Annotated in this window: 23 protein-coding genes; 15 read left to right on the forward strand and 8 right to left on the reverse strand. The window is 50.8% G+C overall.

Annotated elements, in window-relative coordinates; translation table 11 throughout:
• Window positions 1-219: 219 nt before the first annotated feature.
• The 7 genes from speFL to kdpF all read right to left on the reverse strand — a co-directional run bounded on the left by speFL (window position 220) and on the right by kdpF (window position 8,387).
• Entirely contained in the window at window positions 220-324 is a 105-nt protein-coding gene (speFL, locus tag NA986_RS12595) for a leader peptide SpeFL (protein ID WP_015632840.1), read from the reverse strand.
• A gap of 277 nt (window positions 325-601) precedes the next feature.
• Entirely contained in the window at window positions 602-1,279 is a 678-nt protein-coding gene (gene kdpE / locus NA986_RS12600; protein ID WP_000186053.1) for a two-component system response regulator KdpE, read from the reverse strand.
• On the reverse strand, window positions 1,276-3,960 hold the full coding sequence (gene kdpD / locus NA986_RS12605; RefSeq protein ID WP_000997489.1) for a two-component system sensor histidine kinase KdpD: 2,685 nt from the start codon (window positions 3,958-3,960) through the stop codon (window positions 1,276-1,278). Before kdpD ends, kdpE begins: the two co-directional genes overlap by 4 nt.
• Window positions 3,957-4,541: a potassium-transporting ATPase subunit KdpC gene (gene kdpC, locus NA986_RS12610; RefSeq protein WP_000579804.1), complete on the reverse strand. Its 585-nt coding sequence runs from the start codon at window positions 4,539-4,541 to the stop codon at window positions 3,957-3,959. Before kdpC ends, kdpD begins: the two co-directional genes overlap by 4 nt.
• A gap of 8 nt (window positions 4,542-4,549) precedes the next feature.
• A complete protein-coding gene (gene kdpB / locus NA986_RS12615; RefSeq protein WP_070793909.1) occupies window positions 4,550-6,598 on the reverse strand; it encodes a potassium-transporting ATPase subunit KdpB in 2,049 nt (682 codons plus the stop codon).
• A gap of 20 nt (window positions 6,599-6,618) precedes the next feature.
• Window positions 6,619-8,298, reverse strand: coding sequence for a potassium-transporting ATPase subunit KdpA (gene kdpA, locus NA986_RS12620; protein ID WP_000730078.1), 1,680 nt, complete (start codon window positions 8,296-8,298; stop codon window positions 6,619-6,621).
• Window positions 8,298-8,387: a K(+)-transporting ATPase subunit F gene (kdpF, locus tag NA986_RS12625; RefSeq protein WP_001670793.1), complete on the reverse strand. Its 90-nt coding sequence runs from the start codon at window positions 8,385-8,387 to the stop codon at window positions 8,298-8,300. The genes kdpA and kdpF overlap by 1 nt, the downstream gene beginning before the upstream one ends.
• A 336-nt stretch (window positions 8,388-8,723) precedes the next feature.
• Here kdpF and NA986_RS12630 point away from each other — a divergent pair, with 336 nt between their 5' ends.
• Together NA986_RS12630 and phrB are read left to right on the forward strand one after the other, a co-directional pair.
• Window positions 8,724-8,930: a YbfA family protein gene (locus NA986_RS12630; protein ID WP_000401435.1), complete on the forward strand. Its 207-nt coding sequence runs from the start codon at window positions 8,724-8,726 to the stop codon at window positions 8,928-8,930.
• Between the two features lie 111 nt (window positions 8,931-9,041).
• On the forward strand, window positions 9,042-10,463 hold the full coding sequence (gene phrB, locus NA986_RS12635) for a deoxyribodipyrimidine photo-lyase (RefSeq protein ID WP_023216685.1): 1,422 nt from the start codon (window positions 9,042-9,044) through the stop codon (window positions 10,461-10,463).
• Between the two features lie 38 nt (window positions 10,464-10,501).
• Here phrB and NA986_RS12640 read toward each other — a convergent pair whose 3' ends face one another.
• Complete coding sequence (locus tag NA986_RS12640; RefSeq protein ID WP_070793910.1) at window positions 10,502-11,983, reverse strand: MFS transporter; 1,482 nt, start codon at window positions 11,981-11,983, stop codon at window positions 10,502-10,504.
• A gap of 328 nt (window positions 11,984-12,311) precedes the next feature.
• Between NA986_RS12640 and ybgI the strand changes: the two genes are divergently transcribed.
• The 13 genes from ybgI to NA986_RS12705 all read left to right on the forward strand — a co-directional run bounded on the left by ybgI (window position 12,312) and on the right by NA986_RS12705 (window position 23,084).
• Window positions 12,312-13,055 carry a radiation resistance protein YbgI gene (gene ybgI / locus NA986_RS12645; RefSeq protein WP_000798844.1) on the forward strand — a complete coding sequence of 248 codons (744 nt, stop codon included), beginning with the start codon at window positions 12,312-12,314 and terminating at the stop codon, window positions 13,053-13,055.
• A 15-nt stretch (window positions 13,056-13,070) separates the two neighbouring features.
• Window positions 13,071-13,727, forward strand: coding sequence for a 5-oxoprolinase subunit PxpB (gene pxpB, locus NA986_RS12650; protein ID WP_001188371.1), 657 nt, complete (start codon window positions 13,071-13,073; stop codon window positions 13,725-13,727).
• Window positions 13,721-14,653 carry a 5-oxoprolinase subunit PxpC gene (gene pxpC / locus NA986_RS12655; RefSeq protein WP_000932044.1) on the forward strand — a complete coding sequence of 311 codons (933 nt, stop codon included), beginning with the start codon at window positions 13,721-13,723 and terminating at the stop codon, window positions 14,651-14,653. Before pxpB ends, pxpC begins: the two co-directional genes overlap by 7 nt.
• Complete coding sequence (pxpA, locus tag NA986_RS12660) at window positions 14,643-15,377, forward strand: 5-oxoprolinase subunit PxpA (protein WP_001017909.1); 735 nt, start codon at window positions 14,643-14,645, stop codon at window positions 15,375-15,377. The genes pxpC and pxpA overlap by 11 nt, the downstream gene beginning before the upstream one ends.
• Before the next feature lie 323 nt (window positions 15,378-15,700).
• Window positions 15,701-15,832, forward strand: coding sequence for a hypothetical protein (locus NA986_RS12665; protein ID WP_001521652.1), 132 nt, complete (start codon window positions 15,701-15,703; stop codon window positions 15,830-15,832).
• Window positions 15,833-15,891: 59 nt separating this feature from the next.
• Window positions 15,892-16,458, forward strand: coding sequence for a tyrosine-type DNA invertase (locus NA986_RS12670; RefSeq protein ID WP_000824704.1), 567 nt, complete (start codon window positions 15,892-15,894; stop codon window positions 16,456-16,458).
• 459 nt (window positions 16,459-16,917) lie between these two features.
• Complete coding sequence (locus NA986_RS12675) at window positions 16,918-17,253, forward strand: hypothetical protein (RefSeq protein ID WP_077957181.1); 336 nt, start codon at window positions 16,918-16,920, stop codon at window positions 17,251-17,253.
• A gap of 1 nt (window position 17,254) precedes the next feature.
• Window positions 17,255-17,995, forward strand: a complete 741-nt coding sequence (locus NA986_RS12680) for a hypothetical protein (protein WP_001194237.1) — start codon at window positions 17,255-17,257, stop codon at window positions 17,993-17,995.
• A 285-nt stretch (window positions 17,996-18,280) separates the two neighbouring features.
• Window positions 18,281-19,432, forward strand: a complete 1,152-nt coding sequence (gene glf, locus NA986_RS12685) for a UDP-galactopyranose mutase (protein WP_198889124.1) — start codon at window positions 18,281-18,283, stop codon at window positions 19,430-19,432.
• A complete protein-coding gene (locus NA986_RS12690; RefSeq protein WP_000973919.1) occupies window positions 19,429-20,325 on the forward strand; it encodes a glycosyltransferase in 897 nt (298 codons plus the stop codon). Before glf ends, NA986_RS12690 begins: the two co-directional genes overlap by 4 nt.
• A 12-nt stretch (window positions 20,326-20,337) precedes the next feature.
• Window positions 20,338-21,471, forward strand: coding sequence for a glycosyltransferase family 4 protein (locus NA986_RS12695; RefSeq protein ID WP_023216680.1), 1,134 nt, complete (start codon window positions 20,338-20,340; stop codon window positions 21,469-21,471).
• A 128-nt stretch (window positions 21,472-21,599) separates the two neighbouring features.
• Window positions 21,600-22,370: an ABC transporter permease gene (locus NA986_RS12700; RefSeq protein WP_000998823.1), complete on the forward strand. Its 771-nt coding sequence runs from the start codon at window positions 21,600-21,602 to the stop codon at window positions 22,368-22,370.
• Window positions 22,371-22,373: 3 nt separating this feature from the next.
• Window positions 22,374-23,084, forward strand: a complete 711-nt coding sequence (locus NA986_RS12705) for an ABC transporter ATP-binding protein (protein WP_000702849.1) — start codon at window positions 22,374-22,376, stop codon at window positions 23,082-23,084.
• Window positions 23,085-23,111: the final 27 nt, after the last annotated feature.

The following is a 23,111-nucleotide window of genomic DNA, read 5'->3' on the forward strand; positions in this document are numbered from 1 at the left end:
AGGATTTAAGGAGTTGAGTACTACGATATACAGGCAGAAACCGCGATAACTAAAATTGCGCTGAGTCGGAATTTCTTCTGTCAAACCACATAGTTAGCTGGCTGGGCGTAAAGGAATTACCGTACTGTCGCTTTTAACAATTCGAGTTATTTAGGCAATAGACCTGAATGACATAAGGGTCGGAAAGACCTGTATGCTGAAGTACCCGTAGCAGAAAAACTACCGGGCATTAAAGAAATGAAAGTCGAAACTATTACGGTGGGCAAACATCATAATATGCGTTGTCCGCCTTATATGGGGCATAAAACGATTATTATTTTCCATTTTGAGGTCCTTTCATTGATTTATTGAAAGCATGGATATTTTATCCAGGAAGCGCCAGCAATCTGTGAACCAGATCAACAAAAAACGATCATTTGAAAAATAATTAGTCGGCGATTATGCATATCGTGCTGTGAAATAACGGATTGTTTCTTAAATGTTAATTATATGTTTTTTATATTCTCCATAAAATATAATATCGCCGCGAAAATAATTATTCGCGACGCCGAAAATAAATGACATAAAAATTAGAAGTTATTTAAAAATAATGAATAGCTATTCACGGCATAAAGCGATAGCCAATTCCGGTTTCGGTAATAAAATGGCGTGGGCGGGTGGGATCTTGTTCCAGTTTCTGGCGTAAATGTCCCATATAGATGCGCAAATAGTGGCTATGCTCCACGGCGTTAGGGCCCCAGACCTGGTTTAATAACTGCCGTTGGGTTAATACCTTGCCGGCATTATTGAGTAATACCGCCAGCAGGCGGAACTCAATCGGCGTCAGATGGATTTCTTCGTCGCCACGGTGGATTAACCGTGCGGCGAGATCGACCGTCACGCCGGAAAAGCGGACGATCGGATCGGCGCAAGGGCTGGCGGCGTGCCGTCGCAGCGCGACACGCAAACGAGCCTGCAGCTCGCCAATGCCGAATGGCTTGCTCAGGTAATCATCAGCTCCGGCGTCAAGCGCGGCAATCTTATCGCTTTCTTCGCTGCGGGCGGAAAGGACAATCACCGGTATTGCGCTCCACTGACGCAGGTCGCGAATAAAATCGATTCCGTCGCCGTCCGGCAGGCCGAGATCGAGAATAATCAGATCGGGCTTTCGCGTGGCGGCTTCCAGTAAACCACGTTGTAATGTTTCAGCTTCATACACGCGCAGGCCGTCGCCTTCCAGCGCGGCGCGCAGAAAGCGGCGGATGGCCTGTTCATCTTCAACAATCAGAACGTTTGTCACATATCCTCATGAAAATCATCAAGTTCAGGTGGCTTTCCTTGCGGCAGCGTCACACGGAAACAGGCGCCACCCTGCGGTCGATTATAGGCGGTAAGCGTGCCGCCGTGTACCTCTACGATAGCATGGCAAATCGCCAGCCCCAGCCCCACGCCAGGGACGGCGGACTCTTTGTTGCCGCGGGCGAACTTATCGAAAATCTTCTGTTCTTGCCCCGCAGGAATACCCGGCCCGTTATCCCAGACATCCAGTTGTAAACGATCATCCTTAACCGCAGCATCAATGCCGATACTGGCCTGCGGCCCGGCGTACTTAACGGCGTTTTCCAGCAAGTTGATCAGGACGCGCTCAAATAAGGGGCCATCGACATGGATAAGCGTTAACTGTTGCGGCAGCGACAATGTAATCGGATGCAATAAACCCGGCTCTAACATCTGTAACGCGCTACCGACGACCTCTTCCAGCGTCAGCCACTCTTTTTTAAGATTAAACCCGCCGGACTGAATACGCGCCATATCCAGCAAATTATTCACCAGCCGGGTGGTGTTGAGAATATGCTGGCGGATTTCACTGGCCTGACGCGCGTGGGGCGATCCTGCGCTGGCTAAATCCAGCGTCAAAATTTCCGCCTGGCCGAACAATACCGTCAGCGGCGTGCGTAAATCATGCGACAGCGCCGCCAGCAGAGCGTTGCGAATACTTTCGCGCTCGCTGGCGAGACGCGCCTGTTCTTCGCTGGCGGTCAGCGTCAGTCGTTCCAGCGCGTTGGCGACAAGCAGAGTAAATGTTTCCAGCAGGCGTTGCTGCTCCGGCACCATTAACTGACGCAAATTACCCGGTTCGACGATAGCCAGACCGTATGTTTTATCGGCGCTTTTCAGCGGCAGGATTTGATAAGGCACGCCAGGGAGGGTATCGGTGCCTGCGCCGGCAGGCTGGCCTTTATCAAAACTCCAGCGCGCAATTGCGTCGTCCCACGGCGTCATGCCTTGCTGGTGGGTGAGAGGCAGCAACTTACCGTTAGTATCAGGTAATAAAATTTGGCTGCGCGCCTGAAACGTCGAGGCGATAAACCGCTCGCTGGTCGCGGCGATATCATGTTCGCTACGCCCGACGGCCAGCGCTTTAGACATTTCATATAAATGGCGGGTACGCTGTTCCCGATAACGGGCGACGCGCGCCTGATAGCGCACCCCGGCAGTAAGATTGCCAATCACCAGACCTACCGTCAGCATCACGGCAAAGGTCAGCAAATACTGCACGTCCGAAACGGCGAGCGTACCGCGTGGCGCGATAAAAAAGAGATCGAAACTCGCCACGTTAATCACCGTCGCCACCACCGACGGCCAGCGTCCGTAAAGCAGCGCAATCACCACTACGCCCAGCAAATAGAGCATCACCAGATTGGCGGCGTCGAAGGTGACAAGCCACTGCATAGCGATAAGCGTGGTGATGGCGCAAAGCGCCACGGCGACCAGACAGCCCTGAATCTGCCCACGCCATTTCTCTTTAAAAGGTCGGTTATCAGGCGTTTGCGCCAACGCGCGGGCAGGCGGCTCTTCCAGCGCGACGATCACCTGATCGAGATCCGGCGCGCGCCTGGCAAGACGGTCGGCGAAAGCGTCACGTCGCCACCAACGTCGCGACGCCGGGCGGCCCATGACGATTTTCCCCAGATTATGTTCGCGGGCATAGCGCACGACCGCTTTCTCTTCGGCGGGATCGGACAGGGTGGCGGTTTCCGCGCCAAGCTCCTGCGCCAGGCGCAGCGCGCTTAAAATGGCCCGCCGTTGTTTTTCCGGTAAGCGGTGTAACGTTGGCGTTTCGACATAGACGGCGTGCCAGACGCTGCCGAGCCGGGAGGCCAGACGCGCCGCGGTACGCACCAGTTTTTCGCTGCCGGTGTTATGCCCGATACACAGTAAAATCGCATCGCGGGTATGCCATACTTTTTCTTCGCCCGGATGCGCGCGCCAGGCGCGCATCTGATCGTCCACGCGATCGGCTGTCCGGCGTAGCGCCAGCTCGCGGAGGGCGATCAGATTGCCCTTGCGGAAAAAATGTTCAATAGCGCGTTCCGCCTGGCCGGCGATATACACTTTACCTTCGTTGAGCCGTTGGCGCAGATCGTCGGGCGGCAGATCGACCAGTACGACTTCATCAGCGGCATCAAAAAAGGGATCGGGGACGGTTTCGCGCACCTGAATCCCCGTGACGCCGCTCACCACATCGTTCAGACTTTCCAGATGTTGTACGTTCACGGTGGTGAAAACGTCGATTCCCGCTTCCAGCAGCTCTTCAATATCCTGCCAGCGTTTGGGATGGCGTGAGCCAGGCGCGTTACTGTGCGCCAGCTCATCCATTAAAATCAGCGCCGGACGCCGGGCGAGGGCGGCATCCAGGTCAAATTCGCGGATTTGCCGCCCCCGGTGCGAGTGACGTTTTGGCGGCAGAATGGTCAGCCCGTCAAGTAGCGCGGCGGTCTCTTTACGGCCATGCGTTTCTACCACGCCGATCACCACATCCAGCCCCTGCGCTCGCAGCCGCTGCGCTTGCGCCAGCATCGCCCAGGTTTTTCCGACGCCTGCGCAGGCGCCGAAGAAAATTTTCAACTTCCCCCGGTGGGGCGGGGGCGTTTGTTCCAACAAGCGATCCGGATCAGGACGCAAGGGTTCGTCGTTCATTTCGCTCTGTGTCCCTGTAGCGCATCCAGCGCCAGATTAAGCTCAACAATATTCACCACCGGTTGCCCAAGAAAGCGCGCCAGCGGCCTGTGCGTATATTCTGCAACCAGTTGCGCGACCTGTTCAACGGGAAGCTGGCGAGCCGCCGCCACGCGGGGGATTTGCCATGCCGCGGCGCCGGGTGTCAGATTATTATCCAGCCCGCTTGCCGACGCCGTCGCCAGCTCAACCGGAACCGCGGAACTCGCCTGGGGGTTAGCGGCGCGTAGCGCGGCGACGCGGGCCTGTATTTGCGCATCCAGTTCGGGATTGCTGGCGGCCAGGTTGCTTCCGCCCGACGCCAGTGGATTATAAGGCGTATCGGCGGTGGCGGAGGGCCGGCCATGAAAATAACCCGCGGCGGTAAACGATTGTCCGATAAGCGCTGAGCCGCGTATCACATTGTCTTTATGAATCAGCGAGCCATTAGCCTGCCAGGGAAACCACCACTGCCCCAACGCCGTGGTCAGAAGCGGATACACGCCGCCGGTCAATAACAGCAGAAATAACATTGTCGAAAAAGCAGGACGTAAACCGATCATCATACACCTCATGCCAGACCCAGCAGGGTCAGCAGCACATCAATCACTTTGATGCCAATAAACGGCACCACCAGACCACCCAGACCATAGATCCATAAATTACGGCGCAGCATGGCCGATGCGGAAAGCGGCTTATAACTCACGCCTTTTAATGCCAGCGGGATCAGAAAAATAATAATCAGGGCGTTAAAGATCACCGCGCTCAGAATGGCGGAGTTCGGCGAATGTAGCCCCATCACGTTGAGCGCGTTTAGCTGCGGATAGGTAGCGGCAAACGCGGCGGGAATAATGGCGAAATATTTCGCTACATCATTCGCGATACTGAAGGTGGTGAGCGAGCCGCGCGTCATCAGCATCTGCTTACCGATATGCACCACTTCAATCAACTTGGTCGGGTTAGAGTCCAGATCCACCATATTACCGGCTTCTTTTGCCGCCTGGGTGCCGGAGTTCATCGCCACCGCGACGTCAGCCTGCGCCAGCGCCGGGGCATCGTTAGTGCCGTCGCCGGTCATGGCGACCAGCCGTCCTTCCGCCTGATATTGACGGATCAGCGCCAGCTTGGCTTCCGGCGTGGCTTCGGCAAGAAAATCGTCCACACCGGCTTCGGCGGCAATCGCTGCCGCCGTCAGGCGGTTATCGCCAGTGATCATCACCGTTTTAATGCCCATCTTTCGTAGCTGGGCGAAACGTTCTTTAATGCCGCCTTTAACGATATCCTTGAGGGCGATAACACCCAGTACGCGCGCGCCTTCCACGACCACCAGCGGCGTCGCGCCCAGACGCGCCACGTTCTCGACGTTTTGCTCGACATCGGCGGGAAAATGGCCGCCATTGCTCTCGACATGACGCCGAATCGCGTCCACCGAGCCTTTACGGATCATCCGGTTATCGATATTAATTCCGCTCATGCGGCTTTGCGCGGTAAACGGAACAAAGGTGGCATGAAGCGACTGCACGTCGCGTTCACGCAGGTTAAAGCGCTGTTTGGCGAGGATCACAATGCTGCGGCCTTCCGGCGTTTCGTCGGCCAGCGAAGCGAGCTGCGCGGCGTCAGCCAGCGTGCGTTCGTCCACCCCTCGGGCGGGTATAAAATCGGACGCCTGGCGGTTGCCGAGCGTGATAGTGCCGGTTTTATCCAACAGTAACACGTCGACATCGCCCGCGGCTTCTACGGCGCGGCCGCTGGTGGCGATGACGTTCGCGCCCAACATTCGGCTCATTCCGGCTACGCCAATGGCGGAGAGTAGCCCGCCGATGGTAGTGGGGATCAGGCACACCAGCAACGCCACCAACACGGTGACGCTGACCGCGTTACCGCCCCAGGCGGAGAAGGGCCACAGGGTGGCGGTCGCCAGTAAAAAGACAATGGTCAGGGCAATGAGCAAAATCGTCAGGGCAATCTCGTTAGGCGTTTTCCGCCGCTGTGCGCCTTCCACCATCGCGATCATCCGGTCAAGAAAGGTTTCGCCAGGATTGACGCTACAGGCAATCACCAGCCAGTCGGAAAGAATTCGCGTGCCGCCGGTGACAGAGGCGAAATCGCCGCCGGACTCACGGATCACGGGCGCGGATTCGCCGGTAATCGCACTTTCATCCACCGAGGCGCCGCCTTCGATGACCTCGCCGTCGCAGGGAATAATATCGCCCGCTTTGACCAGGACAATGTCGCCTTTCCGCAGTTCAGCGGCGGGCACGTTATCGGCCTGCGCATCATGGCTAGGGGCGCGCAGGCGGCGAGCGAACGCGGTCTTTTTCACACCTTTCAGACTGTTTGCCTGGGCTTTGCTGCGGCCTTCCGCCAGCGCTTCGGCAAAATTGGCGAACAGTACGGTGAACCATAACCACAGACTGATCACCCCTGTAAACAAGGCGCTTCCCGCTATTTGTCCTGTTACCATAGCGAGCGTTAACAGAGTGGTTAGCACGCTGCCGGCCCAGACCACAAACATCACCGGGTTACGCCACTGGGCGCGTGGGCTTAATTTTTTTACGGCATCCGTTAGCGCCTGTACGAGTAAAACAGGTTCAAACAGCGCCAGTTGCTTGCGACTCATATCAATGTACTCCACATCGCTCAAGGTAAAGAGAAATGTTCCGCTACCGGGCCAAGCGCCAGGGCAGGAATAAACGTCAGCGCGCCGACCAGCAGTACCGTGCCGATGAGCAGTCCAATAAATAGCGCGCCGTGGGTCGCCAGCGTTCCCTGACTGGCCGGCTGTACTTTTTTACTGACCAGCGATCCGGCGATGGCCATGACAGGAATAATCACGCCGAAACGTCCGACGAACATGCAGAACGCCAGCAAACAGTTCCAGAAAGGCGAGTTAGCGCTCAGACCCGCAAAGGCGCTACCGTTATTGTTGGCGGCAGAGGAGACGGCATATAGCACTTCGCTAAAACCGTGCGGGCCAGGGTTCAGCATTGCGCTGCGTCCGGCATCCGTCATCATCGCCAGCGCCGAACCCAACAAGACCAGCATCGGCGTGACCAGAATCGCCAGCGCGGTCATTTTCATTTCGCGCACGTCGATTTTTTTCCCCAGATACTCCGGCGTGCGACCGATCATCAGCCCCGCGATAAACACCGCCAGCAGGACAAACAGCAACATGCCGTACAGGCCTGAACCGACGCCGCCAAAGACCACTTCGCCAATTTGCATCAGCCACATCGGCACCATACCGCCCAGAGCGGTAAACGAGTCGTGCATGGCATTTACCGCCCCGCAGGACGCCGCGGTCGTGACGACGGCAAACAGGCTGCTGGCCAGCACGCCAAAGCGTGTTTCTTTACCCTCCATGTTGACGCTACTGTCCGCGCCTGCCGCCAACAGATGTGGATTTCCCTGAACTTCCGCCCACATCACTACCGCTACGCAGACCACAAAAATGAATGACATTGCCCACAGTAGCGCGCGTCCCTGACGGCGATCGCCCGCCGCTTCGCCAAAGGCGAAACAGAGCGCGGCTGGAATCAAAAATATCGCCAGCATCTGCGCCAGATTAGTGAGCGCGGTGGGGTTTTCGAACGGATGCGAAGAGTTAGCGTTAAAGAAACCGCCTCCGTTGGTGCCAAGCATTTTGATCGCCTCCTGCGAAGCAACCGGCCCCATCGGCAAGAGTTGTTTAGCGCCTTCAAGAGTGGTGATGGGCTGATAAGCCGACAGGTTTTGCGGTACGCCCTGTTGGATAAAAAACAGCGCGATAATTAACGCGACAGGAAATAATATCCATAGCGTAATGCGTACCAGATCCTGCCAGGCATTACCCAGCGTGTGCACATTCTGGCGCGTAAAGGCGCGGATAAGCGCAAAAACCACCGCAATCCCGGTCGCCGCCGACAGGAAATTTTGCACCGTCAGCCCGGCCATCTGGCTAAAGTAGCTCAGCGTGCTTTCGCCGCTGTAAGCTTGCCAGTTGGTATTGGTGACGAAGCTGACGGCGGTATTCAACGCCAGATCCCAGGACAGCCCCGGTAGCCGCTGCGGATTTAAGGGCAACCACTCCTGCCAGAATAGCAGGCAAAACAGGATGCCCAGTCCCAGCAGATTGAGCGTCAGTAGCGCCAGTAAATACTGACGCCAGTTCATTTCGTGGTCGGTAATGCCAAGAGTCCGCCAGAGGATACGTTCAACGCCAGCCACGCCCGGCAACGGAACGGCGGCGATGAGCCTTGCCAGGCCCGAACCCAACGGTTTCGCCAGTACCAATAAAATCAGTAAAAAACTGGCGATCAGTAAAAATCCTTGCGCGGCCATCAGAACGCCTCCGCATTAATCAGGGCATAGACCAGATAACCTAAAAGTAAGAAAACCAGCACGATGCCGGTTATCACGCCTGCACTCACAGAGCACCTCCAGTGGCATTGTTTTACTCCTGAGAAAGGTAATTTTTTGGCTGCAAAGATTTCGCAAAAATTGGCGGGCGGAGTGTAAAAAAAGTATAAAAATGGCAAAGACCATTATTTAACTAATGATTAGTATTAATTTAACCTTTTCGTAACTAATTTACACTTTGAATGTAAATCTGCTGGAAAAGCGTGAAAATAGGTGGTCGGATGAGTAGTAAAATTACACCGAAAACGGTACTATTTTAATCAGGTAACGAGGTTCAATTTTTCGGTGCTATTCACCGATTCAATCTATACCGGGGCGGATAGCGTCGGTATAAAGGGGGGAAACGTATGGAACACTATAAAGACTATCCGGCGCATGTCATTTTTGCCCGTCGTGCTTTCGCGGTGACCGCAGGCGTGCTGGCGTTGCCGGTGATGCTCTTCTGGAAAGACCGCGCGCGTTTTTATAGTTATCTGCACCGTGTCTGGTCGAAAACCAGTGATAAACCGGTATGGATGGCGCAGGCTGAAAAAGCCACCTGCGACTTTTATTAATCGCGACCAGCCTGAAAAAACCGTCAGCCGCCACGCTGGCGGTTTTTTTATGCGCCAGGGTCTACACTGTTTAACGCTATTCGCCGTGACGTTTTATCTTTCAGGAGTTGTATGCCCACCCATTTAGTCTGGTTCAGGCGCGATCTGCGTTTACAGGATAACCTTGCGCTGGCCGCCGCCTGCCGCGATGCATCCGCGCGGGTGCTGGCGCTTTATATTTCCACCCCCGCGCAGTGGCAGGCCCATGATATGGCGCCGCGGCAGGCGGCATTCATCAGCGCGCAGCTCAATGCGCTACAGGCGGCCCTTGCAGAGAAAGGCATTCCGCTGCTGTTTCATGAAGTGGCGGATTTTAACGCCAGTATTGAAACGGTCAAAAACGTTTGCCGACAGCATGACGTCAGCCATCTGTTTTATAACTATCAGTATGAGTTTAACGAGCGTCAGCGTGATGCGGCGGTGGAAAAAACGCTGCCCTCTGTCATCTGCGAAGGCTTTGACGATAGCGTGATTCTGGCGCCCGGCGCGGTGATGACCGGCAATCATGAAATGTATAAAGTTTTTACGCCGTTTAAAAACGCCTGGTTGAAACGGCTAAAAGAGGATATTCCGCCATGCGTTCCGGCCCCGAAGATCCGGGTGAGCGGCGCGCTTTCTACACCCTTAACGCCAGTCTCGCTTAACTACCCGCAACAGGCGTTTGACGCCGCGCTTTTCCCGGTGGAAGAAAACGCGGTCATCGCGCAGCTACGTCAGTTTTGCGCGCAGGGCGCAGACGGGTATGAGTCACGGCGGGATTTCCCTGCGGTCGACGGCACCAGTCGGCTTTCCGCCAGCCTGGCGACGGGTGGCCTGTCGCCGCGACAGTGCCTGCACCGATTACTGGCGGAGCAGCCGCAGGCGCTGGACGGCGGACCGGGAAGCGTCTGGTTGAATGAGCTCATCTGGCGGGAATTTTACCGTCATTTAATGACCTGGTATCCGGCATTATGCAAACACCAGCCGTTTATCCGCTGGACAAAACGCGTCGCGTGGCAGGAGAACTCACACTATTTTCAGGCATGGCAGAAAGGCGAAACCGGTTATCCCATTGTCGATGCGGCGATGCGCCAGCTTAACGCGACGGGCTGGATGCATAACCGTTTACGCATGATTACCGCCAGCTTTCTGGTAAAAGATCTGCTGATTGACTGGCGGTTGGGGGAGCGCTATTTCATGTCGCAGCTTATTGACGGCGATCTTGCCGCCAATAATGGCGGCTGGCAGTGGGCCGCTTCAACCGGTACCGATGCCGCGCCTTATTTTCGTATTTTTAATCCCACGACTCAGGGAGAGAGGTTCGATCGCGACGGCGAATTTATCCGCCAGTGGCTACCGGCATTACGCGATATCCCTGGAAAAGCGATTCACGAGCCGTGGTGGTGGGCGGAAAAAGCGGGAGTCGTACTTGATTATCCTCGGCCCATTGTGGAACACAAACAGGCGAGAATCGCGACGCTTTCCGCCTATGAGGCGGCGAGAAAAGGGGCGTGATACAGGCCCGGTAGCGCAAACTACCGGGCCTTCTGCTATCAGGATTCGACGGCCAGCGCGCGGCTTTTGAATTTGAAGGACTGATACAGCCAAATCAGCAGGACAACCCCTACGCAGGCTAACGCGCCCCAGGTGATCTGTTCAAAAACATCCACATAGGCGTTGATGGCGTAATTAACCGCGCCGCTGGCGTCGAAGGCGCTTTGCGAGGTCTGGTCAGCGATGACGCCTGCCAGATAGTTAGCTATCGCGCCGGACAGCAGCATATAAATTCCGGTTAATACGCCGGTGACGCCGGGGATGTCAATGCGCGTAATTTGCGACATGGCGACCGGGTCGATAAACAGCTCGGCAAAGCCCATCACCGCCAGTCCCAGCACCATTAGCGGCATTGAAGAGTGTCCGTAAGCGGCGGACCAGCGTGCGCTCAGGGTCAGAATACAGAATCCGGCGCTCATCAGACCGAGACCCAGCGCGAATTTGCCCCAGATACGCACGGTGCGATTACCGCTTACGCTCTCTTTAACCAGCCAGGCCAGGACGACCCCACACAGCATCACGGCAAAGGCGTTCACCGACTGGAACATGGCGGTAGGAACGGAATAGCCCAGAATATTGCGGTTCACAAAGCGGTCGATATACAGGCTGATAGAGCTACCGCCCTGCTGGGCAAACGCCCAGAACAGCATACTGAACAGGGTCAGGGTGACAATCAGCCCCAGTTCTTTGCGTTGTTTTGTCGTTTGCGCCTGACGATAAATTTTTGCCAGCACGACCAGGCCGATCGCGGTCGCCACGATTAAGGCATAGACTGACCATTCTTTCCAGAACAGAACGGTAATCAGCAACGGCGCCGCTACCAGCAGAATTAACAGCCAGCCCCAGTTCGGCAGCAGGTAGTTTCTGGCGCACAACACGGCTTTATTCACGCCGGTAGTGTGGGTGAAATGACGATTTCCACACAGGAAGATCACTAACCCTGCCAGCATACCAATGGCGGCGAGCGCAAAGCCCATCGCCCAACTGTACTCCTCTTGCACATAGCCGCAGGCGATAGGCGCCACGATCGAACCAATATTACCCGCTGCGTAAAGCAGCGAGAACCCGCCGTCGCGGCGCGGATCTTCCGGCTGGTACAGTTCGCCCAGCAGGCAGCTAATATTCGATTTAAACAGGCCGTAGCCGCAGACAATGATCGCCAGCGACAGATAAAGGAATGTCGGCGCGATCTCACTGGCGCCCAGCACTAAATGACCTATAGCCATTAAAAATGCGCCCAGCATGACTGCCATTCGGTTGCCAAGCACCTTATCCGCCAGATAGCCGCCAAGAATTGGCGTTACGTAGACCAGCGAACAATAAGCGCTGAATAACTCATAGGCGTGGTTATCGTCGTATTTTAGCTGATTGGTGAGATAAAGAATCAGTAGGGCGCGCATACCATAAAAGCTGAAGTACTCCCAAATTTGCAGGGCGACAACGTAGTAAATAGCGCGGGGTTGAGATGCTTGTTTATTCATCGTATTTCCGGGATAGAGACGCTGCGGCAAGAACGCGGCATTCTCAGATAATGCCTTTCTTTGTGGGCTTATTAAGCCTGCCGTATCGCCGTGTTTCCTTAAAGTTACCAACATGATACAGAACTGATTTTTTCTGCAATATGCGTTCTGATTGCATAAATATACATGAAACCGATCGTGTTTTGCTAAGTAATTTGCGCCAAACCCGGGGGTGATTGTTTCTTGATGTGTCAAACAAATGTTTATCGACGAACGGCTAACGGGAGGCTATGTTAACGGAGACTGAACCCGTAACGGGAAAGTAGAACGTGGGTTAAAGGGAGCGATGATGAAAAACACCGAGCTGGAACAACTGATTAACGACAAGCTGAACAGTGCGGCAATAAGCGATTATGCGCCGAATGGTTTACAGGTCGAAGGAAAAGAGACGGTACAGAAAATCGTTACCGGCGTGACCGCAAGTCAGGCGCTGCTCGATGAGGCGGTGCGTTTGCAGGCCGATGCGGTCATTGTTCATCATGGTTACTTCTGGAAAGGCGAGTCTCCGGTTATTCGCGGCATGAAACGCCGTCGCTTAAAAACGTTACTGGCAAATGATATTAACCTTTACGGTTGGCATCTGCCGCTGGATGCGCACCCTGAGCTGGGCAACAATGCGCAGTTGGCGGCGCTATTGGGCATTACCGTGAAAGGAGAAATTGAGCCGCTGGTGCCGTGGGGAGAGCTCTCAATGCCGGTGCCAGGGCTGGAACTGGCCTCATGGATTGAAGCGCGTCTGGGGCGTAAACCGCTATGGTGCGGCGATACCGGGCCAGAGAATGTGCAGCGTGTCGCCTGGTGTACCGGCGGCGGGCAAAGTTTTATTGATAGCGCCGCCCGCTTCGGCGTGGATGCTTTTATTACCGGCGAGGTGTCCGAACAGACCATTCATTCCGCGCGCGAACAGGGGCTGCATTTTTATGCCGCCGGGCACCATGCCACTGAACGCGGCGGTATTCGCGCCCTGAGCGAATGGTTGAACGAAAACACGGCGTTGGATGTGACGTTTATTGATATCCCTAACCCGGCATAACTGAGAGGTAATAAAGTGCAGCGAGCGCGTTGTTATCTGTTAGGCGAAACGGCGGTCGTCCTGGAACTTGAACCGCCGATTACGCTGGCGAGCCAGAAACGCATCTGGCGTCTGACGCAGCGTCTGGTCGATATGCCGAACGTGGTGGAAGCCATTCCCGGGATGAACAATATCACCGTGATCTTGCGGGAACCGCAAACCCTGGCGCTGGATGCGATTGAGCGTCTGCAGCGCTGGTGGGAAGAGAGCGAGGCGCTGGAGCCGGACTCGCGTTCGGTTGAGATCCCGGTGATCTATGGCGGCGCAGGCGGGCCGGATCTGGCGGCGGTGGCACGGCACAGCGGTTTGAGTGAAAAGCAGGTCGTGGAGCTACATGCCTCCGTTGAGTATGTCGTCTGGTTTTTAGGCTTTCAGCCTGGCTTTCCCTATCTTGGGAATTTACCAGAACCGCTCCATATGCCCAGACGTGCGGAGCCGCGCCTGCAGGTTCCGGCCGGTTCTGTCGGCATCGGCGGCGCGCAGACGGGTATTTATCCATTATCCACGCCGGGCGGCTGGCAGCTGATCGGCCTCACGCCGTTGAAGTTATTCGATCCGATGCGGGAGCCTCCGGTTCTGCTACGCCCTGGCGATAGCGTACGCTTTGTGCCGCAAAAGGAGGGAATATGCTGAATATTATTCGCGCGGGGATTTATACCTCCGTGCAGGATAGCGGGCGTCACGGCTTTCGTCAGTCGGGGCTGAGTCACTGCGGTGCGCTGGATAAACCCGCCTTTCAGACCGCTAATCTCCTGGTCGGGAACGATGCGAATGCCCCAGCGCTGGAAATCACTCTCGGTCAACTGGTTGTCGAATTTGAAAATGAGACCTGGTTCGCTCTTACCGGCGCAGGCTGCGAAGCGCAGTTGGATGATCAACCGGTCTGGACAGGCTGGCGATTGCCGGTAAAAGCGGGTCAACGTCTTACGCTGCATCGACCGCTTCACGGGATGCGTAGCTATCTGGCGGTGGCTGGCGGTATTGCTGTGCCGGAGGTGATGGGATCGTGTAGTACCGATCTGAAGTCCGGTATCGGTGGGCTGGAAGGACGGCTGCTAAAAGATGGCGATCGGTTGGCGACGGGTAAACCATCGCGACAGTTTAGCGGGCCGCAGGGCGTGAAGCAGTTACTGTGGGGGAATCGCATCCGTGCGCTGCCGGGGCCGGAATACCGTGAATTCGATCGCGCCTCGCAAGAAGCGTTCTGGCGTTCGCCATGGCAGCTCAGTCCGCAAAGTAATCGCATGGGCTATCGTTTGCAGGGACAATCGTTAACGCGGACAACGGATCGCGAACTGCTGTCGCACGGTTTGCTGCCCGGTGTCGTGCAGGTGCCTTACAACGGCCAACCTATTGTGCTAATGAATGATGCCCAGACAACTGGCGGCTATCCGCGCATTGCCTGCATCATCGAGGCAGATATGTACCATCTGGCGCAGATCCCGCTAGGGCAACCGATCCATTTTGTGCAATGTTCGCTGGAAGAGGCGCTCAACGCGCGCCGCGAGCGTCAGCGCTATCTGGAACAGCTTACCTGGCGACTTCAGCATGAACATTGATTTAAATGCGGATTTGGGCGAAGGTTGCGCCAGCGACAGCGAATTATTAACGCTGGTCTCCTCCGCCAATATCGCCTGTGGTTTTCACGCCGGTGATGCGCAAACCATGCTGACCTGTGTGCGCGAGGCGCTGAAAAACGGCGTGGCGATCGGCGCGCATCCCAGCTTTCCGGATCGGGATAATTTTGGGCGGACGGCGATGGTTTTGCCGCCGGAAACGGTATACGCCCAGACGCTGTACCAAATCGGCGCGCTGGGGGCGATTGTCCAGGCGCAAGGCGGCGTGATGCGCCATGTCAAACCGCACGGTATGCTCTATAACCAGGCGGCGAAAGATCCTCATCTGGCACAGGCGATTGCGAAAGCGGTACACGACTATGATCCGTCACTGATACTGGTTGGACTGGCGGGAAGTGAGCTGATCCGGGCCGGTGAGCGCCATCGCCTGGTGACGCGGCAGGAGGTGTTTGCCGATCGCGGCTATCAGGCCGACGGTAGCCTGGTGCCGCGCATGCAACCTGGCGCGCTGATTCACGACGAAGAGCAGGCGCTGGCGCAAACGCTGGATATGGTACAAGCCGGGAGAGTGAAAAGCGTTACTGGCGTGTGGACGACTGTCACGGCGCAAACGGTGTGCATTCATGGCGACGGCGAGTATGCGCTTGCATTCGCACGCAGGCTACGCGCCGCGTTCAATGCGCGTAATATACACGTTATAGCCTGAGAGCCAGACGATTGAAGCTATTATATTACGGCTGCTAAAAATTATCGTGTTCTGTTCTCTTAATGTCAGGAAGAGGGATTTATTCAATACTATATAAATCCCCTTATAATATATTATTTTAAAAATAACCAAGTGATGCTGTAATAGCCAGTATGATGAGCTTATTGCTGTTAGCAGCAGAGTTTTTGAAAATCATTATGATATTGTTAGCTATCGCCATCTAATCAAACCTCCGGGGCGGGTAAACTACCTGACTCTTTATTACCCCTTTCTGATTGATTTACCTCACGATAGCCTCATTTTTAGCATTTATATTCCTCATCATGACGACTTATCAGGAGATTGAAGCCAGATTGATTCGCTGTTTCACTATCACGTCATGGATAGCGTGCCAGATTGCCAGCTATATGGATTTTAAGCTGTTTACGCATAGCAACTTTTTTAGCGAAAATTAAACTCATCTGATCAGTGATTTTTTAGTATATTACTCATTTTGTTATGATGGATTTGTTTTGTGAAAAGAAAATATCTTACGCAAGAAGAGATTGAAAAACTGCTGTCAGCGACCGACAGAATGCCCTTCCCGGAAAGAAACCGCTGCTTAATCCTGATGGCGTTTATTCACGGCTTCCGGGCCAGTGAGCTGCTGGGGCTGCGCTTGTCGGATATTGATCTTGCAGGAAGACAGCTTTATATCCGGCGCCTCAAAAATGGCTTTTCAACGTGTCACCCCCTCCTTCCCGATGAGTATAACGTACTGAAAAGCTGGCTCAGGGCCAGGAAGTATCTTGAGAAAGGGGCTGACGGAGACTGGCTGTTCCTGTCGCTACGACGGCATCCGCTCAGCAGGCAACAATTTTTTTACATACTTCGTGAGGCAGGGCGGTTGGCCGAATTAACGATAGCGCCACATCCTCATATGCTGCGACATGCCTGCGGCTACGCCCTTGCTGATAAAGGGATTGATACACGACTCATACAGGACTATCTGGGGCACAGGAATATCCAGCACACCGTAAGATACACCGCAAGTAACGCCGGGCGTTTTCATGGAATATGGCGAAAAAAACGTCGAGTATAACCGTACGTTCTGATTCAAAAAGTTAAGTCCGCTTCGCGCTTTCATCATCCTCTCAGATTTACCCCTTCCACACAAGAGTCATGCAATCGTAATCTCTTGCTTATTAAGGAGTTATCCATATAACAATAAAAAAACTAAGGGAAAATTCACCTGGTCCAACCAGCACTATGCTGTATCCATTTTTGTCCTGCCTGCACAAAATGTTAATTTTAAGTGTTAAAAAAACGTATTAAATAATATTTAATGCTGATTAATTATCATATCAAAGAATTAAATCCTTTATTTTACTTTTTGAATCATATTGTTAAATCACAGAGAAATCTGTTCAGGGAAAGCTGATTTACATAATCAACATATAAATCAATAGATTACTGTGTTTTCTATTTGTCATTTTGTACTCCGCACAGGGCAGAATTACCCTGCGGCAGGAGCATTTACTACCAGGGGGACTGACGGCCTGTGCAGCCGAAAAGCAGAACCGGACAGGGTGTCAGAGTGCTGTGTTTAGATAGGGCCAGACGTCATTTTTCATACAGACATGGAATGGCTCCCGGTCCACGAAAGGGTGCGGACATGTTGTTTCCACAACACGAAGCTGCCGTTGCTGGCGCAGTGCCGGGTCGGCAATGGCCAGAGGAGAACAATCTGATGACGCAAGAATATGCGGAAATATCCACCGGAAGGGGGGGCACCAGTAAGTACCGGTACAGTATGGGGGCGAAAATATTTTTGCTCCTGCTGGCGGTCTCCACCGTCGCAGCGTTGTTCAGCCTGTATCAGGTTCTGACGTACTGATATGCAGACGTTAACCAGAGTACTGCCGCCTCTCCGGCTGATTATGTTTTGTCAGTCAGGCGAAAATCCTGCGCAGTTTCCGGATACCGGTGGCCTTTGCGTGGAGGACTGCGTTCGTCTCAGGACACCAGAAGGGCTGCTGGATCGGTTGCGTCGGTGGCCCGGCGCGATGGTGATATCCGCCGGACGGCCATCAACCCAGCTTCTGCTGTGGCAACAGGTTTTTCAGCGTTATCCGCGGACAGTGGTTTTTTGCAGCAGTAACGCGTTTTTACCGGTTGACGTCAGCGTGGAAGGTTACTTCCGCCATCTGAGGCTGATTAAACGCGCCATGTCGGTAAGGGTTCTGGCCAGAATGGCTGAGCTTGCCATATGGTCATCACTACAGACATCGCCTTACGAGGAGGAGATGAAAAGCGCGTTGAGCGTGCCGGAGCTGGTGATGGAGATAAACAGCCGCACGCTGGTCAGGTTACTGTCAGAGCGTCTGCCAAAACAGGGACGGCGGGTGCTGGGATTACTGTTGTCAGGCTGTAGCCCGGAAATGACGGCCCGTATGCTGGGAACCGGCGTGAGGCAGGTCTGGCTCGCGGAGCAGACGCTGAAACAACGCTGGGATATCCCGACAGGAGTACCGCTATCTGATGCGGTAAGAATAAGGATACCGGACGTCGGCCCGGACATCAGTCAACAGAGTGGGTTGGTAAAAACTGGGGCCGGTAACGCACCGGATTTATGCTGACAGCATATTTACATCATGCCGCGCGGTATTCAGACCCATAATGTTGCGTTCTGAATGAGTTATCTTCACAAAATAAATATGGCAATCATCGTTGTCCGGAAATACCGCATAACGTGTGACATTAATGAATCTGTAATCAGTGCGAGGGTTTACGCGCTGTGGCGGTAGCGTGGAATTATCTGGATGCGTTGAGTAAATTTCACTTTACCCTTCTGATATAAATGAAAATGGTTCTGGATAAACTATCTAATATTATCTGTGTCTGCGAACAGAGTGACGAAAATAATGCAACGTAAAAAGATACTAATTGTAGGTGCGGGCCTTTCAGGCGCAGTAATAGCACGCCAGTTAGCCGAGCAGGGACATGTAGTCAATATTATTGATCAACGTTCGCATATCGGTGGTAACGCTTATGATGCCCGAGATGAGCACACGGGTATTATGGTGCACGTTTATGGTCCTCATATTTTTCATACTGATAATGAAACTGTATGGAATTATGTAAATAAATACGCTGAGATGATGCCTTATATCAATAAGGTTAAGGCCACAGTAAATGGTCAGGTATTTTCTCTACCTATCAATCTTCATACCATCAATCAATTTTTTGGTGTCGCCTGCTCACCTGATGACGCCAGGAAATTACTGCTTCAAAAATGTGATAGCACCATTCTGGAACCACAAAATTTTGAGCAACAGGCCTTGCGTTTCATTGGCGAAGATTTATATGAAGCCTTTTTTAAAGGTTATACCATTAAACAATGGGGGCTTCATCCTTCCGCGTTACCCGCTTCTGTATTGAAACGTATCCCTGTTCGCTTTAATTATGATGATAACTATTTCAATCATAAGTTTCAGGGAATACCAAAATTTGGTTATACACAAATGGTCAAGTCCATTGTCGAACACGAACATATCGCTGTTGAACTATGTCGCTCCTTCACTCAGGAAATGCGGACAGATTATGATCATGTTTTTTTCAGTGGCGCGCTGGATGCCTTTTACTCCTGTCAATATGGCCGACTGGAATATCGTACATTAGACTTTAAAAAAATAATTTGCCAGAGTGATTATCAAGGATGCGCAGTAATGAATTATTGTTCAATAGATACTCCTTATACTCGGATTACTGAGCACAAATATTTTTCTCCGTGGGAGAGACATGAAGCTTCAATATGTTATCAAGAATATAGTCGGGAATGTGAAGCTGGTGATATACCCTACTATCCTGTTCGCAGGGCAGATAAAATGGATTTACTGAATAAATATCTGTCGCGGGCTAAAAAAGAAAAAAATATTACTTTCATTGGTCGTCTTGGCACTTATCGTTATCTCGATATGGACATCACGATAGCTGAAGCATTACAGACGGCGGACGTGTACTTAACGTCGCTATATGAACAAAAAGAAATGCCAGCTTTTACAGTTACCGTTTGATGAAGTGTACAGCGCTAATCGTAACTTTTAACCGTCTTGAGAAATTAAAAAAAAGTGTGCGAGAGACTGTTAAGGCGGGTTTTTCCTCTATTGTTATCGTTAATAATGGCTCAAGCGACGGTACCAGGGAATGGCTTTCTTCATTAAGTGAACCTGGCATCACGATACTTAATCTTAAAGATAATCTTGGTGGTGCTGGCGGATTTAAAGTAGGTAGTCAATATATATGCTCATATAGTAATGCCGATTGGGTATTTTTCTATGATGATGATGCTTACCCGGAAATTAATATTTTAAAGCATTTCTCGTTATTAGATACCTCAAGATACCGTATATTTGCGTCGCGAGTTCAGGACACCTATGGACGGTCTTGTCGGATGAATTTGCCTTTCATCAGGGTTCCATCTACGGTGTTTGAGACTATTTATTATGTCATACGCCCAGAGAGGTTTTCTCCAGTAAGAACTCAGGTTACTGATGTTCAAACTGTGTCATTCGTTGGTATGATTATTGATCGAAAGGTATTGAATAACCATCTTAACGATATCCATGATGAACTTTTCCTTTATTATGATGATTTTTTCTTTGGTTATAAGCTAGTATTGTCCGGGCAGAAAATTCGTTACTCCCCAGAAATTAAATTTATTCATGATATCTCTATTCATGGAAGGTGTATCTGCCCCGAATGGAAAGTATATTATCTTTGTAGAAATTTGTTGCTGCTGAGAAAACTTTTACCCGTTCCCAGGATATTCAGTGTTCTTTCTATAGTATTACGCCTCTCTAAATATCTCGCCATATTACCATGGCAGCGTAAGAAATTTCGTTATCTATATTTTATCTGGCAGGGAATACTTCATGGACTTAAAGGTATTAGTGGGAAATATCATTAGCAGGACGAAGAGATGAAAAGGTTATGTTATTTTGTAAATTCAGACTGGTACTTTGATTTACATTGGACAGAACGTGCGATAGCGGCAAGGGATGCGGGTTATGAAATTCATATCATAAGTCATTTTATTGGTGAAGAGATTATAAAAAAATTCAAAACGCTTGGTTTTATTTGTCACAATGTGTCTCTTGTTGCTCAGTCATTTAATATGTTTGTTTTTTTTAGAGCATTCCTTAACGCTCGGAAAATTATTAAAGAGATTAATCCTGACTTATTGCATTGTATTACGCTCAAACCTTGCCTGATTGGTGGGGTTAGCGCCAGGAGAAGTAATAGTCCAGTTGTTATCAGCTTTGTCGGACTTGGTCGAATCTTTTTATATAATACCGTGCCAATGAGAATATTGCGTGCGTTAACCGTTTTGGTTTACAAATATATTGCCGGTAATAAGCGTGGTGTTTTTATTTTTGAACATGATAAAGATCGACGAAAAATATCGCGTTTAGTAGGTGTTGATTATCATAAAACTATCGTTATCGAAGGTGCTGGAATTAACCCGGATATTTATAAATTCTCTATAGAGAAAAAACATGAGATACCGATAGTCCTTTTTGCAAGCCGAATGTTATGGAGTAAAGGTCTTGGCGATCTCATTGAAGCAAAAAAGATCCTCAGACAAAAAAATATTCATTTTGTTTTAAATGTTGCAGGTATATTGGCCGAGGACGATAAAGATGCTATCCCTTTGGAGCTCATTCATCACTGGCATAATGAAGGGCTAATTAACTGGCTGGGACGCTCTTCGAATGTATATGAGCTTATTCAGAAATCGAATATCGTTGCATTACCATCTATTTATCCGGAAGGAGTACCACGGCTTTTATTAGAGGCATCATCTGTAGGACGTGCATGTATTGCTTATGATACCGGCGGATGTGATAGCTTAATTATTCATAACTATAATGGGTTGATCGTGAAAAGTAATTCAGCTCAGGAGTTAGCGGTAGAATTAGAGTATTTGTTAAAAAATCCACAGATTCGCTTAGAGATGGGGGCGAATGGAAGAAAACGTGTAAAGGAATTGTTTTCCAGCATATTAGTCATTAATAAGACATTGCAAATTTATAAAGACACTATTGGTTGCTAACACCATAAAGTGCTTATGAAGTAGGTCAGTGTTTAGATAAATAGTATATAAATATTATAGAAAATAAATAAGTTATATTTTCATATCGTTAAAGAATAAGTTCTTCAGGTAAAGGTGACACGGAAACAATGAATGATTTGAAAGAAGCTCTGGCCAGGCACCAACTTTGGATTTCGCTAGGTTGGAATGATGTCCTGGGACGATACCGGCGATCGGTGTTAGGGCCTTTTTGGATAACGATTTCGATGGGGGTCACCATATCAGCGATGGGACCTCTTTACGGTTCGCTGTTCAGTTCTGGTTCCGAAAATTTTATCATGCATCTTACTTTAGGTATGATCTTTTGGGCCTTTCTATCAGCAACTATTAATGAGTCATGCGGAATATTTAATGAGTCCGCATCAATTATTAAACAATCTGACCTTCCGCTATATTTATATATATTACGTGTTTTCTATCGGCAGTTTATGATTATGTTGCATAATTTTATCATTATACCTTTCGTGATTTTTTTTACCAATACATCGGTAAATCTTGATATTCTCCTTTTTATACCTGCAATTGTAATAACATCCATCTCATTAATTTCTACAGGTATGATTCTCGCCATTTTTTGCACAAGATATCGTGATATGGGACCGGTTGTTCAAAGTGTGGTAACGTTGTGTTTTTTTATAACTCCCATCATTTGGACATCGGAACAATTACCAAAGGGAAGAAAGGAATTTGTTGATTATAATATTTTTTATTACTTTATGGAGATGCTCAGGAAACCATTAATGGGAACTGTACCAGATGTAACTATATGGTTTTACACAATAATAACCTCTATTATTATGTTGATGGTCTCAACCTTAGTGTTGACTAAATATCGCTCAAGAATCGTATACTGGTTATAATTAATGAAAATCTCTTGCAAAAACGTTGGCGTAATACTCCCTATATTTAACTCCAGCCACCGTTCATTTAAAAAAACATTTCTACAGGCTGCTTCAGGTGGACGAATTGGCTCATCGAATACCGGGATTATTGAAGTAGAGGCATTAAAAAAAATTGATTTTACGCTTACCGAAGGTAACCGTCTTGCGCTTATCGGACACAATGGTTCGGGCAAAACCACTCTTCTGAGAGTACTTGCAGGGGCCTATAAACCAACTTCAGGGAAGTATGAATGTATCGGTCGAGTCACCAGCCTCATTGATCCCATGATGGGAATGGATGGTGAGCTTACAGGCCTGGAAAATATAAAACTGAGGGGACTATTTCTCGGTCTGTCAAAAAATGAAATAAAAAATATTACAGAAGATGTCATCGAGTTCAGCGAGTTAGGTGATTTTATTAAAATCCCCGTTAGAACGTATTCTAGTGGTATGGTTCTGAGGCTTGGTTTTTCTATTTCTACTGCAATTAATCCTGAAATTTTACTGATGGATGAATGGATGAGCGTGGGTGATAGTGATTTTAAAAGAAAAGCAGAGATGAGATTAAATAGCTTTATCTCTAAAGCGGGCATTATGGTAATGGCCACTCACGATGATGAACTGGCTAAATCTGTATGTAATAAGTTCATCAGGCTTGAGCACGGTGAGATAGTTAGCAAAGGCGGATTTTAATATTCTTATTGCAGTATTTATATCACT

Source organism: Salmonella sp. NW177, assembly GCF_051811585.1.
Classification (GTDB): Bacteria; Pseudomonadota; Gammaproteobacteria; order Enterobacterales; family Enterobacteriaceae; genus Salmonella; species Salmonella enterica.